Raw genomic sequence first — 14,872 nt, 5'->3', positions numbered from 1 at the left:
AAATCTTTATCCTTTCTTATCCAAATGTAACATATAATGAACAGTTCGACTTATTTCTTCAAATCCCGCACTCTTGTGAAAAGCTTGACTGACTACATTGTCTATATCACAATCTGAAGCTAGCTGGTACACTCCTTTTTCTTTCGCCCACGACTGTGCAAACTCTAGAAGTTGATGAGCGATGCCATTTCTTTGAAAAGCAGGTGCTACCGCTATGCCTTCAATATATGCGATAGGAAGTTGCTCTGATCCTTCCACATACTCCGAACGCATAGATAAGCTGATCCAAGCAACGGCTTCTCCCTCTAAGTAGTATAAAAATTCATTAGGAAATTTGCCTTCAGAAAATGCTGCTAGTAATTTCTTTTTCTCTATCTTCCAAGCTAAATGAGCAAAGTAAGCCCAGTCAGCTAGATGAGATTTTTCAACCGCTCGAATTTCCCCTACCATTACCTTTTTCAATCTTCTATTCCTAGCAGGCGGCGAGCATAGATTGCCTGACCTGAATGCATAGCAGCATCGTCAATGATCGATACTAAACGATTCCCACGTTTAATAGCTGGAGTCCAATTCTCATCAACAACATCGTCCAAACTGTCTTCATTCACCTCTAATAAATAAGCAATTGTTGCCGCAACCGCATCAGACAGATAGTCTTTGAGCAACTCAATATCTGTCACCACAACTTTATGCGCTTCTTGAGGAGTATGGTGCCAATCTTCCGTATCATCTGGCAAATCCAAGGCAAACTTTTTCTTCCAACCTTTAGAGAACCAGACTGGCTCGGTCTTAGCTAAATCAGCAATCTGAAAATCCAGCTCCCGCGCCGTATGCCAAGTCAACCAAGTCACAGACTTAATGGATGGAACTGTATCCGCAACCGGAAAAGCATTCGCTTCTTCCACAGATAAATTAGTCAGCACCGACAAAAAACGCTCCTCGGCTCGTTCCACATTTTCCACTAAAAGATTTACAAATTCCATTGCCCTACCTCCTTAAAAAATAAATTAATCACGGATTATATGTCAATCTCAACTCAATGTCCCATCGCAAAGTTGTCATCAAAATACTCAGCTAACATCAGGCGATGCTTACTACTCACAGATTCTAAATTCTCAATTTCTTCCTTAGAAAAGAAACGCAGGCGTAGAGTTTCCTCATTGTGAAAATCTGCAATATTCACTGGTGAAACCGCCGCCAGCTCATAGATGAAGACAACCGTCTGCACCGCATCACCATTCGGATAAACTTCCTCGAAATTACTATAAACATTGAGAAAACGAGTAGCTTCTACTTCAATGCCAGTTTCTTCAAAAAATTCACGCTTAGCAGTATCAAGAGTGGATTCGCCAAGCTCCATTGCACCGCCTGGAATAGCCCATGTTTTCTTATCCCCGCGTAGTTGCAACAGCACGCATCTCTTGTCATCTGCTAAAATACCACCAGCAAAGGTCAGGATAACCTTGTCATGCCCAACTTTTGAGCGAATGTAGGAAATGTAGTCCATATTTAGAAACCTTTCAATTTATATGGAAATGCTCCGTCTTAAAAAAGTAGCGGAGTAATTGTATATGCGTGTCAATATCACTAAACAACCAAGTATGCCCTTTATTTGGATAATAGGCACAATTACTCAGTCTGTTTTTTCTTGCCAATTCTTTATGAGATTCATGAATTGACTTCGATTCTTTACCGCCCGAAACAGAGAAAACAGGATTGTCGAAATTTGCAGTAATCCTCAGCAGATTTGCCTGTAACATTGCTCGGCGAAAAGACTTAGCAGAAGCCCTTTGCAAATCCATTATGAACTAACGATAGCTCTCTTCAGGTACACCATCTTTCTGCATCATTTTTGCCATAAGGTTGCCCATTAGCTTAGTGTTTTTTAATAACGACATGATGTAAACACCGGCAATGACTTTGCGGTAGCCTTTTATAGGGTGGTGACAGGCACCGTCAACAATCGCTCTATCAAATAAATCAGCATGTTTTTCCAACAATTTAAGAACGAGACTGCCTCCCAACGATAGTCCAACAAGGTGCGGCTTGCCGTGAGCCCTGTTTTTGATGATATCAGCAATCATTTCTGTAACATCATTAAAATTTGTCCACCCAATGTCGCGGCTAGAACCATGTCCAGGCAAATCAACAGCTATACAGTGAAAATCATTTTTTAACTCAGCGATATGATGTGCCCACATCTAACTGCTAGAACCAGACGCATGCAAAAGGACAATACTTTTATCATTTTGGTGACCTTTTTCTGCAACAAATAACGACCTCATCTTCCTCAGCCTCTAATACTCCTTTTTGTTATATCCAAAATCTGCCAAGTCTAGCTTTTTGTCCCGCCAGTTTTTCTTGACTTTAACCCAAGTTTCAAGAAAGACTTTATCACCCAGCATGAGTTCAATGTCGCGGCGTGCCAAAGAGCCGATTTTCTTAAGCATAGAGCCGCCTTTGCCGATGATAATGCCCTTTTGACTGTCTCTTTCCACCATAATGGTAGCACGGATATGCACTTTATCAGTCTCCTTATCCCGCTTCATACTGTCAATGACTACCGCTACTGAATGCGGAATTTCTTCACGTGTCAGCAATAAAACCTTTTCCCGAATCATCTCAGAAACCAAAAAACGCTCAGGGTGGTCGGTAATCTGGTCAGCTGGGAAATATTGGAAACCTTCCTCTAAGTTTTCACTTAAAATATCAACTAGATGCGAAACATTATTGCCTTGAAGAGCAGAAATTGGCACAACCTCCTTAAAGTCCATCTGCTTGCGGTAATCATCAATCTGACTCAGCAGCTGATCCGGGTGTACTTTATCAATTTTATTGATGACCAAAATAACAGGAACTTTAGCCACTTTTAAACGCTCCATAATCATATCATCACCCTTACCGCGTTTTTCATCGGCAGAAACCATAAAAAGAACTGTATCCACTTCACGCAAGGTACTGTAAGCGGATTCCACCATAAAGTCGCCCAAGGCAGTCTTAGGCTTATGAATCCCCGGCGTATCAATAAAAACAATCTGCTCCTGATCTGTCGTGTAAATTCCCATAATCTTGTTACGAGTCGTCTGAGCCTTATCACTCATGATAGCAATCTTTTGCCCCATAACATGATTTAAAAAAGTAGACTTTCCAACATTTGGACGTCCTAAAATAGCAACAAATCCTGATTTAAAGGTCATTTTTCACCTCGTTTATTCCTTATTAGTCTAATATAAGAAAATCGGAAAGGATTCTCCGATTTTCATGTTAAAAAAGTAAATTCCAAATTTTCGGAACGAAAATAATCAATCCTGTTATAACCGCAAAACCCGAAACAACCAAAACAGCTCCTGCTGCCATATCCTTGGCATTTTTAGCTCGTATGGAGAAGTGATAATCACTAGCTAAGTCTACCACATTTTCAATAGCAGAGTTCATAATCTCAAAAGAAATGACTAGAAAAATACTCAAAAAGAGAAAGAGCCACTCTATCGCAGATACCCGAAAAAGCAATCCTGCAAGCACGACCGCAACTGCTGAAACGGCATGATTACGCATATTACGTTCTTCTTTGATTGCCGTAAAAATCCCTGTCAGAGCAAATTCTAAACTCGAAATGACATCCCGATTCTTCCATTTGCGCTTGTTTTTTTTATTGTCTTGTAAGTCCATAAGCAGTCAAAATTTCTTCCTGTAAACCAAACATTTCCGCCTCTTCTTCCGGCGTATAGTGATCGTATCCATTGATATGCAAAAAACCATGCACTGCAAGAAACCCCATCTCCCGCTCAAAACTGTGACCATATTCTTCTGCTTGTTCACGCGCCTTATCTATGGAAATAAAGAGTTCTCCGATATAGGCATTAAAATCCTCTAACATTTCCGCCAGCTCAGGATTTTCTAGTAAATCCTCCTCGTCAATGGCAATGTCCAGCTCAGGCTTGCACTCCAAGCTGATAACATCTGTCGGACGATCTGTATTTCGATATTCCAAATTCAGCTCATGGCTGCGCTCGTTGGTAACAAATGTCACTGCCATTTCTTTTTCTTCTTTGCCAATCTTTTTAGCAGCAAATTCCAGTATATCATGTGTTTGCTTGATGATTTCTTCTGAAACTTGCCCTGTCTCGTCGACCATTTCTATATACATATTACACCCACTTTATTAGTATCACTTCATTATACCATATTTCAGATAGGGATGCCTGATTTATAAATCATTTACTATTTAGTTCTGCTCTTTATTGCACATTTTTTCTTTCAAAACTTATACTTGTTGCTGGAGACGGCTCATTTGCGCATAGATTCCATTTTGTTTTACCAATGTATCATGTTTCCCTCTCTCCACAATCTTTCCTTCAGAAATAACCAAAATTTGGTCTGCATCTTGAATGGTGGATAAACGGTGAGCAATGATAAAAGTCGTTCTCCCCTCCTTGACCACCGCCATTGCTTTTTGAATCAGTTCTTCGGTTTCTGTATCAATATGAGAAGTTGCTTCATCCAATATTAAAATTTGAGGATTAGCATAGAGAGCTCGAGCAAATGAAATCAGTTGCCGTTCACCGCTTGAAAATGCTGCCCCTTTATCCTTTACAGGCTCATCAATTCCTTCTTTACAACGAGCCAGCAAGTCCCCTGCACCGACTTTTTCTAAAGATTCCAAAACTTTTTCACGATTGATGCCTGAATGGCTCATCGCTACATTAGTTGCTAGTGTTCCTGTGAATAGATAAGGATCTTGCAAAACAATCCCCATGTGACTACGAAGACTTTCACGAGAATATTGTTGGATGTCTTGTTGATCAATATATATTTTCCCTTTTTGGGGATCGTAGAAACGATAAAGTAGGTTCATGATAGAAGATTTTCCAGAGCCGGTATGCCCTACCAAAGCAATCGTCTCTCCTTGCTTTGCCTTAAAGCTAATATCGTGCAGGATAGTTTTTTCTTTCTCATATGCAAAGCTCACATGTTCAAACACAACCTCACCTTTATTGACTATTAACTGCGTTTTCTCATCCGCTTCCTGAGGTTGATCTAGCAATTCTAAAACTCGTTTTCCTGTTTCCAATGATCGTTGTACATTCGGGAAAAGTCGAACCAGAAAACCCATCATCTCAAATAAATCAATAATATAATTGAGATAGACAAACAGTACACCTGCGGTAATAACGCTATGACCGCCTAAAAATTGCTGACCAACTATTGTCAAAATAACAGCAAGCACTGCATTTTTCAAAAATTCCGTTAACGGCCAAGACGAAAGAGCGCTTACCCATACAATTTGTTTATCAGCTTGGCTCATTTTTCGGGCAGTTACATCAAATTCTGAAAGAACAGTTTTTTCCTGATGATATAGCTGTATCAGACTAGCTCCATGCATCAATTCATTCACTTGATTATTGATGTCACTACGTGAATCATAAAAGTCTTTCATCGGCTTGTCCGTTAGTTTTTTATAAAATACTTGTATCCCATAAAAAGCAGGAAGCAACAGCAACAGCATAGAGGCAGCAAGCGGATTAAGATAAAACAACAAAACGTAGGTAAAAACAATCCGAAGGACTTGAATCAAAACACTAACCAAACTGGCATAAAATTGTCTGCGTAAGGTTTCCGTATCATTTACAATTCTGGTCGCAATCTTCCCTGCCGGCTTATCATCAAAGTAAGAAATCGGCAAATTTTGCATGACTTGATAAGCTTCATTTCTCAGATGTTCGGCGACTTTGTTGCCACAATGCGCTAAAAGTCGGTCGCCTAAGTAAGTCAAGGCACTCCCCAAAACTACAGCAATTAGGTATAATCCAGCTAATTGCAAAAGCTGAACCTGACAATCTTTTCCGTTTCCAATCTGTGTAAGCGGTCCGTCTATCATATTTCTCAAAAAGAGAGGGGACAGTTGACTAGTCACCGTTGCTAAGACAGCAATTCCAACCGCAAGAAAAAATGCAATTCGAACAACTTTTAGTTCTTTTAATAAACGACTAATGATACTCATTCACTCCCTCCTTTCTGATGTTGCTGCCGCTGATATTGTTCGGCGTACCAACCTCCTTTATTAAGCAACTGGTTCGGAGTCCCTTCTTCTATAATTTGTCCGTCTTCTAAGACAAGAACCCAGTCTGCCTGCTGGATAGCTGACAAACGGTGCGTCACAATGATTGTTGTCTGATTCGCTCGTACCTTCTGGATATTTTGGATAATTCGGCGTTCTGTCTGAGCGTCAACTGCAGACAAAGAATCATCCAAAATAAGGACTTCTGGCTGTCTAATAAAAGCGCGTGCCAAAGAAATTCTTTGTTTTTGACCGCCAGATATTGACACTCCCCTCTCACCAATAAGAGTTTCCAGTCCGTCTGGCATTCGTTTTAAATCTTCTGAAAATGCCGCTGTTTCAATAGCCCGCTCAATATCACTTAATGTCGCATTCCTCTTGCCAAAGGCAATATTGTCTTTGACGGATTTTGAAAATAAAATATGTTCCTGTGGGACATAGCCAATCATCGCTTCAATCGACTGACGTGAATAGTGACCGACAGATTTTCCATTTATCTGAAATTCACCTTGTCCAATAGGATATTGCTGAAGAAGCTGACGAACTAAGGTTGTTTTACCAGAGCCAGTTTTTCCAACAATACCATACGTCTTTCCTGCTTCAATTTGCCAAGCTATGTTACGCAAGCTAGGTCTTTTTGTTTGTGGATAAGTGAAATGATAATCCTGAAAACGAATAGAGATAAGATGTTGCAACTCCTCTTTTCCACTCATTTCCATATCATCTGTCGTTTCAATCAGTTCTGTTACCTTTTTAAAAGACGTCTTCCCCGTTTGATAGACCAAGATAAAATCCGACAGCATCCAAAAAGGTTCAATCAGGCTAATCATATACAATTGAAGAGCAATCACTTGCCCAATTGTCAACTGTCCCGTTTTTATAAAAGCAGCACCAATAAGAAGCACAATAATCGTTGATAAAGCGATAAAGACCGAGGAGAGCGGTGCGTAAAGATATTGAATGCCAGCAATTTGATCGCCGACCTTAGATAAAGCTTTCGTGCGCAATTGGAACTGTTCTTTCTGAGTTGCTTTCTTGCTATAAGCACGCGCAACTCGGACTCCCTCTATCGTTTCCAATACCTCATCATTCAAAGATGCCACTGCTTCACGATTATTTTCAACTAATTTATCTTGTTTTTTCCCAAGAACATAAATCCATATCATCAATATCATAAGCGGAAGCATAGCCAGTAAGCTAATTTCCCATGAGATAAAAAACATGGTCGGAACGACAAAGGCAATCATGCCTCCTGCGTATAAGAGAATGACAATCCCATAGCCAGCCATCTCCATCATTCCCTCAACATCTGTTGAAAAACGCGTTAGAATATCGCCAGAACGAAATTTTTCGTAGAAAGGCGTTCTCATAGCTACCAATTTCTCAAAAGCTCTTCTTTGCATGAGAAACTTATAGTCAATAGACGACTGAAATATTTTTAAATGCCAATAGTAAGCCGACAGATAGTTGCAAATTGTCACCAAAGCTAACAAACCAACGTCTCTAATTAAATTCTGCTGTGTCAAAGTATGATGCGACAGATGATCTACCAAACGCTGAATCACCTGTGTTGGAATCAACATGGTAAAATCATACAATAGTAAAACCAGAGCAATGGATAAATATAACCATTTATGCTCTTTTATATATCCAAACAAACTTTTAATCATCCTAATCCTTCCCGAAACGCACAAAAAAGCCCAAGACAGAATAAACCTGTCCTGAGCTTACTTGTTTTATTTATTTTTTCATCAAAAATAAATTACAGTGCTGTGCTAGAAAGGAGTTCTGTCGTATGATATACCTGAGTACTGTTTTGTTTTACATCATTCATGATACATTCTCCTTTCTACTTTTAATTAGTTAATACTTTAACATTAAAAGAAATGCTTGTCAAGAATATTTACAAAAAATCCTCCCAAAACTGAGAGGATTTCTACCTAAAAATCAAGATTAACATTTCTCTGCAATAGCGGTTTCGGCTGCGATACGTCCAAAAGTGAAAATATCAGTAAGAGAATTGCCAACTAAACGGTTTCCGGCATGCAATCCGCCAGCTACTTTCAAGCTGCATAGAGACCTTGGATAACTTGTCCTTGTTTATTGATAACATGTGTTTCCGTATCAATCTTAAGCCCACCCATAGTGTGGTGAACGGCTGGTTTTCGAAGAGTGGCATAAAACGGTGCTTTTTCAACCTTGAGATCGAAAGCTTCCTTTTCAAATTCAGGATCATAGCCCGCATCAACATAAATATTATAAGCTGTGATCGTCTTGATAAAGACCTGTAGCTCCATTTGTCGCTGTTAAGCCAACTCTTCCAAACTATCTGATCGGTAAATCATTCCATGTGCTACCTGCGCATCAATCTTTTCTTGACTGGTATTATAAGCCGTTTCTTTGATATTTTCGTCTGCAATCAGATAGAAAAGACCGCCATTGTCAATCGCTGCTTGGTCCAATTTATCTCGACTACCGTACTCATCTACAAAACGTTTTCCTTAAGTATTGACCATGATGAAGTTAGCCGGAGGCGCCTGTAATCGGGTCAGATACTAGCATTATTTGCCGGCATTATTTGATAGAAGTCCAAACCGACTAGGTCTGTGCCAACGCTTTGACCTAAGAGAATACCATCACCTATAATAGCTGATGAATTTGATGTCTTAATATCGTCACCAATGCAAAAAAGCCCATTAAAATTGGGCTTTTTCCTGTTCTTCATGCTAATTGCCGGGATCGAACCGGCGACCTCATCCTTACCATGGATGCGCTCTGCCAACTGAGCTAAATCAGCAGTACCTATCTACTATATCATGCAGATAGATTCTTGTCAATAGATTTGAAAAATGTTTTCATTAAAAGAAAAAAATTTTGCTAGAACGTTCCAAAAAGAACCTAGTCACCATTGAAATTTCCTATAAATCTCACATTCACATCAATATTTTTTTAAATAATCTTCCTTTGTCAAACGATAATAAGCTCTCTGAGAAATTCGACCTTCTTTATGTAAATCCAAGGCAGCATACGGATCTATGTGAGAAAAGTTCATACCAGCTTTTTCCATAACTCGTCCTGAAGCTGGATTTTCCACATCATGGAGAGCCACCAACATATTCATATTCAAACTTTCAAAAGCCAGCTGGATTATTTCTTTCAAAGCTTCCGTTGCCAAGCCCTGATTCCAGTAATTCTTATGAATCACATAGCCGATAGCCGCCTTTTTGAGGACCGGATCTAACTTGTGTAGGTCAATGCTGCCAATCAGTTTTCCATTTTCTTTTAACTCAATCCCCCAATTTCCAAGTGGTCGACCCATAAACAAACGAGCAATAATATTTTTAGTTTCTTCCAAGTCTTTGTTAGGTAAAAAAGTATAGCGAGTATTTTCTTCATCAGAAGAATATTCAAACATAGCCTCAGCCCTCAGCGTCATCTAAGGTCACAGGTCGTAGGAGCAGGCGCTCTGTTTCCAAAGTTCGGTTTTCAGCTAGCTTTAGATAAATACTTTCCATTTTACACGAACCTCCTATGTTGCCTCATAGCATAACATAAATATTCACTGAAATCAATGTTTCTAATTTTGCCTTGATTTTTAAAGCGTTTTCATATACAATAAAAACATCTCAAAAAAGGAGTAAATCTATGTTAATCGGTATTCCAAAAGAAATTAAAAACAATGAGAATCGTGTTGCTTTAACACCAGCTGGCGTTCACAGTCTCGTCCAAAAAGGTCATCAGGTTTTGATTGAAACCAAAGCTGGTCTTGGTTCTGGATTTACAGACGCTGACTACAAAGCACAGGGAGCGACAATTGTTACAACTGCAGCCAAAGTTTGGGCAGCTGATCTAGTTGTCAAAGTCAAAGAACCCTTAGCTACTGAATACGGTTTCTTACGTGATGACCTCTTGCTTTTCACGTATCTACACATGGCTGCTGCGCCTAAATTGGCCGATGCGATGATTGTGGGCAAGACAACAGGGATTGCTTACGAAACCGTTCGTGACCAAGAAGGAAAACTTCCTCTGCTCGTTCCTATGAGTGAGGTTGCAGGGAGAATGGCTGTGCAGATTGGGGCTCACTTTCTAACCAAACAAGAAGGCGGTTCCGGCGTGCTACTAGGCGGCGTTCCTGGTGTTCCTAAAGGAAAAGTCACTATCATCGGAGGTGGAGTTGTTGGGACACACGCAGCTCGCATCGCTTTAGGACTGGGAGCGCATGTTACTATTCTTGATATCAGCGCTAAACGACTGTCAGAACTAGAAGACCTTTTTGGTCACCAAATCCAGACCCTTATGTCTAATTCTTTCAATATTGCTGAAAGCGTCAAAGATGCTGATGTAGTGATTGGAGCCGTGCTAATCCCTGGTGCCAAAGCACCTAAACTCGTTACGGATGATATGGTCAGCCAAATGCGTCCAGGTTCTGTCATCGTTGACGTAGCCGTTGACCAAGGTGGAGTTGTTGCAACTGCTGATCGTGTAACCACTCACGATGAACCTGTCTATGAAAAACATGGTGTACTTCACTATGCCGTTGCCAACATACCTGGTGCTGTTGCTCGCACATCAACTCTTGCTTTAACAAATGTAACACTTCCTTACATTGAAGCTTTGGCGGACAAAGGGTTTGAACAAGCTATTGCAGATGATTGGGGGCTACAACAAGGAGTGACTACTTATAAAGGTTATCTCACTAGCCGACCCGTCGCAGAAGGGCTTAATCGTGACTACACCGATATCAATGATTTAGTATAAGTTTTGAAAATAAAAGGATATGCCAACTTGCTTCGCAAGTCCTATACACCACCTTGCAGTTTTTTTGAACAATCACCTACTACACTACTCATTTATTATAAAAATAATTTGAGTCTGAGACGCTATTGTCCCAGACTCTTTTTTACTTATCATTTTAAGTCGTATAACTATAAGAAAAGAGCTTTCAAATCCACCTCTTTGCTTCATTCCATTTATTTTTCTTTTTAGGTTTAGGTAGCGGCAATTGATCATACATGGCTAAAATTAAGTCTTCTAGAAACACCTGATTTTCAAGGTCTTCCACTAAAATCATTTCTTTGGCACCTTCGTATGGAAACTCAAAAGAAGGTTGGTCAATCTTATCTAAGACTGCTTGCACGGGTTTAACTAAAAAGCGATCGTCATAAATGCCACCAATAATCTTGCCACGGAAGTAAAGAATATACTCCCCCATCATGGAACGGTAAGTCACATCATCTAATCCTGATAATTGCTCCAAAACAAATTCCAAATAGTTCTTACTTGATGCCATTTCTAATCTCCTAAGCTCTGTTCAACGATAACAACCGTATAGAGTTCTTGCTTGACCTCACTTCCAATTGGTTTGAAGCCCTGCTTTTCCCAAAAATGCTGAGATTGAGAATTTCCCTTAACATAGGCCAAACGTGCTTTTCGAAAGTTGTTAGCAAAATAAGCTAGCGCTTCTGTCACAATCTGACTGCCAATCCCTTTCCTCTGATAGGCTTGATCAACCATAAACAAACCAATAAAAACAGTCTCCTCATCAGGATATGCATAGACAAAATCCATAACAGCCACAAGGTCAGAGCCATTCCAAAATCCAACATAAAACTTATCAGCCTTAGCTTTACCTTCAGGTAGACGAAGTATGTCCTCTTTTACACTTGCCAAATTTGGCTTTGGTGGACAATACTGAAAATATAGAGGATTGCTTTCATATAAAGATAAAATACTTGGAATATCCTTTTCAGTTAGTATTCTACAACTGTAATACTTAGATAGTTGGTCAATCATTTTTTAATTCTTACTTTCTGTGTCCTGTGATTATGACATAGGAAGATGCATTGATAGTCATCAGTCACGTAGCAGATTCTTTTGCAAGCGTACTTCCTCAAAATCAGTCGTGTGCAACTTGTCCAGATTAGTCAAGAGCTTTTCCTTCATCATCTTCTGACTCCTTGGCTGGCTCACCGACGATTTTGGAATTGGTCAAACTTGATTTTTCTTCTTTAGAAAAATGATGATGCACCACTTCAGTAGAATGTTCATAGGCTTGGATAATCTCTGCAACCACAGGATGACGCACAACGTCCTTGGCTGACAGGTAAACAAAATCAATTTGCTTGATATTTTTCAATTTCTCTGTCGCATCAATGAGACCTGATTTACTATTCTTCGGCAAGTCAATCTGGCTGATATCTCCATTGACAATCATCTTAGAATTAAAACCTAAACGCGTCAAGAACATCTTCATCTGCATGATGGTCGTATTTTGCGCCTCATCGAGAATGACAAAGGCATCATCCAAGGTCCGTCCACGCATGTAAGCCAAGGGGGCTATCTCTATGATTTCTCGCTCCATAAGGCGCGTTGTTTGATCCTTGCCTAAAATCTGATACAATGCATCGTAAACTGGTCGTAGATAAGGGTCTACTTTTTCTTTTAGATCCCCTGGTAAAAATCCTAGACTCTCACCAGCTTCAACCGCCGGACGAGTCAATATAATCCGTTTGACCTGCCCTCGCTTCAGCGCTGTCACAGCCAAAGTTACGGCAAGAAAAGTCTTACCTGTTCCTGCTGGTCCAATCCCAAAGACAACATCATGGTTCTTAATGCTATCGACATAAACTTTCTGCCCTAGGGTCTTGACACGAATGGGCTTGCCATAAGAATCTTTGATAATTTCTTCCTCATACAGAGCCACAAACTTATCAATTTCACCATTTTTGACCATGGTAATAGCCGTCACTACATCTGGTGTCCCAATCGTCATCCCGCGATTCACCAAAACTAGCAGAGCTTGAAGCACCTGGCGAGTCTCCTCACAAGCTGCTTCGCTACCGATAATCTGGACAACCTCCGTCCTTGCATGAATGGTTACCTGTAACTCCTGTTCCATTAAACGCAAGTGACGTTCATTGGAACCAAAAAGATGAAAAGCATCATCCGGATGCTGTAAGGTAATTTCTACTGAATGTTCTTGCAAATAAAGAACCTCTTTCTTCACATTATTTACTATTATTATAGCAAAGTAACTCGGAAAATTCTATCATTTCTCCGAACTAATGAGCCTGATAGTCTTCCCAAATCGCATCAAAATCGCTAAGATTAAAGGAAAAGTCAGCATGTTCTTCCAAATAACGGCTAACTTCATCAAAATCAGCCGTGTGCTTAGGGAAATTTGTTTCATGAAACACCAAGTCTGCTAAAATCGCCTTCGGTGCTTTGCTTTTGGGATTGCGCTCCGTCATCAACCAAGTGTAAAACGATTTTCTCATTTTATCTTTTCTCCTTTCTTACTTTTTAACCAATCCGGTAAATATTTAGTCAATCCTAATGCAGACAATATGATGATTTGCGGTAAAAATTGTATTAAATACCGCGTCTTTCCACCTTCAAAAATGAGCAAAAACAACAAACCACCAAAGACTGCAAGACTGAGCATATTGAGTTTATCATCTGCACGATATTTCCACAAGGCAAAAACAAGACCCAGACTCATCACAATCCAAATAACCTGCTTCACAATCTCATAATACCGATACTCATTCTTATCGACACTCAGAAAATAAGTTCTGATAAACTGCGCCACAGGATTCTTTTTTGTATAAGGATAAAGAGGAGAAATATAGGGCGTTTTTTCATATTCCACATCTCGATACAACCAGCCTAGAGTTCCTTCTGAAACAGTTAATGAATGCTTATAGTAAAGATGATTGAGAAATCCAAAAAATGAATACTCTTTTAAACGTCGTTTGATTTCTTTTTTTACATTTTCTTGCTTAAACATTCCATTATTATACTGTTCTCTCTGATCCACATCAATGTATTGAAGCAAACCCTCTTTCATGTCTTCTTGATCGTGTCCAATAAAAGTCAACCCTAAGTCAATAAAGAGCAGAGGACTTTTAGACAATCCTTTCTCTTGTATCAATGTCACTTCTCTTTGCGTCGCTTTCAGATAGTTTCCGCTGATAGAAGCTACGCCAAATGATAAGAGAAAGGTGAAAAAGATTAGGATAAATTTCTTCCATTCCTTTTTGAAAAATAGCAACATAAAACCTGCCATAATGACAATCAACACAGTTGGTCGAATCAGAACTGCAAGACCACTTATCAAGCCCAATCCGATTGTCTTTATGAAGAGTCCTCTCTTATCCTGCCATTGAAGTTCAAATAAATCAAAAAGTAAGAATATTTGTAAAGCAATGAGCGGAAGAGGCCATATATCCGTGTACATCGAATAAAAATAAGGTGAAAAGCCAACTAGCAAGACATACAAACTAAATGTCATATCAGCAGCAGGCTTGCTCACATATTTTTTCATTCCCTTGTACAAAATGAGTGCTGTTATATCAGCATAAAATATATTTAATCCCTGCAAAATCCATAAAGCCGAGCTTCCAAAGATATTATAAAAAAAGCGCTCATATAAAAAGAGAAAAAAGTTATTAGGATTGCGTGTCAAATAACTGGAAATAGAAGATTCCTTTAAGTATTTGAAAGCACCGTTGAAAACAACTGCTGCATCTCGCCGAATCAGCAACTGAGCAGACAAAAGCATTGCTAACTGAAATATAATTACCGCTATCATAATAACAACTTTGTGCTTCATCAGGTAGTGGTAGCATTTTTTTAAATTTTCTAGATAACGATAAGCTAGAAATACTAGTATGACTGTTCCAATCAAAGCAAGACTTGAAATTGTCCCTAGATGACTAATCGCAGTAAAAAACCAATGCAAGCCAATCAGTAACATAATTTTTTGCAAAGCCGAAAAGAAAAAAGAATACATTTTTAGCATAGGGATATTAT

At 39.4% G+C, this 14,872-nt stretch carries 14 protein-coding genes, 1 tRNA gene and 3 pseudogenes; 1 reads left to right on the top strand and 17 read right to left on the bottom strand.

Features of this window, described 5'->3' with window-relative positions:
- Positions 1-6: 6 nt before the first annotated feature.
- From IYQ23_RS03525 to IYQ23_RS03470, 12 genes and pseudogenes are all read right to left on the bottom strand, one after another.
- Positions 7-450, bottom strand: a complete 444-nt coding sequence (locus IYQ23_RS03525; protein ID WP_195674106.1) for a GNAT family N-acetyltransferase — start codon at positions 448-450, stop codon at positions 7-9.
- 8 nt (positions 451-458) lie between these two features.
- Complete coding sequence (locus IYQ23_RS03520; protein ID WP_195674084.1) at positions 459-983, bottom strand: DUF664 domain-containing protein; 525 nt, start codon at positions 981-983, stop codon at positions 459-461.
- Between the two features lie 53 nt (positions 984-1,036).
- Entirely contained in the window at positions 1,037-1,507 is a 471-nt protein-coding gene (locus IYQ23_RS03515; protein WP_195674083.1) for an NUDIX hydrolase, read from the bottom strand.
- A 2-nt stretch (positions 1,508-1,509) separates the two neighbouring features.
- A pseudogene (locus IYQ23_RS09680) lies at positions 1,510-2,201 on the bottom strand (alpha/beta fold hydrolase).
- Between the two features lie 96 nt (positions 2,202-2,297).
- Positions 2,298-3,197, bottom strand: a complete 900-nt coding sequence (era, locus tag IYQ23_RS03505; protein ID WP_195674082.1) for a GTPase Era — start codon at positions 3,195-3,197, stop codon at positions 2,298-2,300.
- 67 nt (positions 3,198-3,264) lie between these two features.
- Positions 3,265-3,669, bottom strand: coding sequence for a diacylglycerol kinase family protein (locus tag IYQ23_RS03500; protein WP_022526932.1), 405 nt, complete (start codon positions 3,667-3,669; stop codon positions 3,265-3,267).
- Positions 3,650-4,147, bottom strand: a complete 498-nt coding sequence (gene ybeY, locus IYQ23_RS03495) for an rRNA maturation RNase YbeY (RefSeq protein WP_022526933.1) — start codon at positions 4,145-4,147, stop codon at positions 3,650-3,652. Before ybeY ends, IYQ23_RS03500 begins: the two co-directional genes overlap by 20 nt.
- Positions 4,148-4,264: 117 nt before the next feature.
- Positions 4,265-6,001 carry an ABC transporter ATP-binding protein gene (locus IYQ23_RS03490; RefSeq protein ID WP_195674081.1) on the bottom strand — a complete coding sequence of 579 codons (1,737 nt, stop codon included), beginning with the start codon at positions 5,999-6,001 and terminating at the stop codon, positions 4,265-4,267.
- Entirely contained in the window at positions 5,998-7,728 is a 1,731-nt protein-coding gene (locus IYQ23_RS03485; RefSeq protein ID WP_195674080.1) for an ABC transporter ATP-binding protein, read from the bottom strand. The genes IYQ23_RS03490 and IYQ23_RS03485 overlap by 4 nt, the downstream gene beginning before the upstream one ends.
- Positions 7,729-8,011: 283 nt before the next feature.
- Positions 8,012-8,741: pseudogene (locus IYQ23_RS03480) on the bottom strand (FAD-binding protein); the annotation flags it as partial.
- A gap of 41 nt (positions 8,742-8,782) precedes the next feature.
- Positions 8,783-8,855: transfer RNA gene (locus IYQ23_RS03475), tRNA-Thr, on the bottom strand.
- A gap of 141 nt (positions 8,856-8,996) precedes the next feature.
- Positions 8,997-9,573, bottom strand: a pseudogene (locus tag IYQ23_RS03470) (GNAT family N-acetyltransferase).
- 130 nt (positions 9,574-9,703) lie between these two features.
- Between IYQ23_RS03470 and ald the strand changes: the two are divergent.
- On the top strand, positions 9,704-10,816 hold the full coding sequence (gene ald / locus IYQ23_RS03465) for an alanine dehydrogenase (RefSeq protein WP_195674079.1): 1,113 nt from the start codon (positions 9,704-9,706) through the stop codon (positions 10,814-10,816).
- Positions 10,817-11,000: 184 nt separating this feature from the next.
- Here the strand turns inward: ald and IYQ23_RS03460 are convergent, their stop codons facing one another.
- The 5 genes from IYQ23_RS03460 to IYQ23_RS03440 form a co-directional block, all read right to left on the bottom strand.
- On the bottom strand, positions 11,001-11,348 hold the full coding sequence (locus IYQ23_RS03460; protein WP_195674078.1) for a TfoX/Sxy family protein: 348 nt from the start codon (positions 11,346-11,348) through the stop codon (positions 11,001-11,003).
- A gap of 2 nt (positions 11,349-11,350) precedes the next feature.
- Complete coding sequence (locus IYQ23_RS03455; RefSeq protein ID WP_195674077.1) at positions 11,351-11,851, bottom strand: GNAT family N-acetyltransferase; 501 nt, start codon at positions 11,849-11,851, stop codon at positions 11,351-11,353.
- A gap of 127 nt (positions 11,852-11,978) precedes the next feature.
- On the bottom strand, positions 11,979-13,043 hold the full coding sequence (locus IYQ23_RS03450) for a PhoH family protein (RefSeq protein ID WP_195674076.1): 1,065 nt from the start codon (positions 13,041-13,043) through the stop codon (positions 11,979-11,981).
- 76 nt (positions 13,044-13,119) lie between these two features.
- Positions 13,120-13,335 carry a YozE family protein gene (locus tag IYQ23_RS03445; protein ID WP_106100468.1) on the bottom strand — a complete coding sequence of 72 codons (216 nt, stop codon included), beginning with the start codon at positions 13,333-13,335 and terminating at the stop codon, positions 13,120-13,122.
- Complete coding sequence (locus tag IYQ23_RS03440) at positions 13,332-14,861, bottom strand: glycosyltransferase family 39 protein (RefSeq protein WP_195674075.1); 1,530 nt, start codon at positions 14,859-14,861, stop codon at positions 13,332-13,334. Before IYQ23_RS03440 ends, IYQ23_RS03445 begins: the two co-directional genes overlap by 4 nt.
- Positions 14,862-14,872 lie beyond the last annotated feature (11 nt).

Source organism: Streptococcus sp. HF-100 (assembly GCF_015594635.1).
Lineage (GTDB): Bacteria > Bacillota > Bacilli > Lactobacillales > Streptococcaceae > Streptococcus > Streptococcus vaginalis.
The sequence above is the reverse complement of the archived record's forward strand: the minus strand, read 5'-3'. Positions and strand labels throughout refer to the sequence as shown.

What these genes read in the sequence shown, in the direction of transcription:
- IYQ23_RS03525 (WP_195674106.1), bottom strand. Translation starts at nt 450, where the DNA reads ATGGTAGGGGAAATTCGAGCGGTTGAAAAATCTCATCTAGCTGACTGG.
- IYQ23_RS03520 (WP_195674084.1), bottom strand. Translation starts at nt 983, where the DNA reads ATGGAATTTGTAAATCTTTTAGTGGAAAATGTGGAACGAGCCGAGGAG.
- IYQ23_RS03515 (WP_195674083.1), bottom strand. Translation starts at nt 1,507, where the DNA reads ATGGACTACATTTCCTACATTCGCTCAAAAGTTGGGCATGACAAGGTT.
- era (WP_195674082.1), bottom strand. Translation starts at nt 3,197, where the DNA reads ATGACCTTTAAATCAGGATTTGTTGCTATTTTAGGACGTCCAAATGTT.
- IYQ23_RS03500 (WP_022526932.1), bottom strand. Translation starts at nt 3,669, where the DNA reads ATGGACTTACAAGACAATAAAAAAAACAAGCGCAAATGGAAGAATCGG.
- ybeY (WP_022526933.1), bottom strand. Translation starts at nt 4,147, where the DNA reads ATGTATATAGAAATGGTCGACGAGACAGGGCAAGTTTCAGAAGAAATC.
- IYQ23_RS03490 (WP_195674081.1), bottom strand. Translation starts at nt 6,001, where the DNA reads ATGAGTATCATTAGTCGTTTATTAAAAGAACTAAAAGTTGTTCGAATT.
- IYQ23_RS03485 (WP_195674080.1), bottom strand. Translation starts at nt 7,728, where the DNA reads ATGATTAAAAGTTTGTTTGGATATATAAAAGAGCATAAATGGTTATAT.
- ald (WP_195674079.1), top strand. Translation starts at nt 9,704, where the DNA reads ATGTTAATCGGTATTCCAAAAGAAATTAAAAACAATGAGAATCGTGTT.
- IYQ23_RS03460 (WP_195674078.1), bottom strand. Translation starts at nt 11,348, where the DNA reads ATGGCATCAAGTAAGAACTATTTGGAATTTGTTTTGGAGCAATTATCA.
- IYQ23_RS03455 (WP_195674077.1), bottom strand. Translation starts at nt 11,851, where the DNA reads ATGATTGACCAACTATCTAAGTATTACAGTTGTAGAATACTAACTGAA.
- IYQ23_RS03445 (WP_106100468.1), bottom strand. Translation starts at nt 13,335, where the DNA reads ATGAGAAAATCGTTTTACACTTGGTTGATGACGGAGCGCAATCCCAAA.
- IYQ23_RS03440 (WP_195674075.1), bottom strand. Translation starts at nt 14,861, where the DNA reads ATGCTAAAAATGTATTCTTTTTTCTTTTCGGCTTTGCAAAAAATTATG.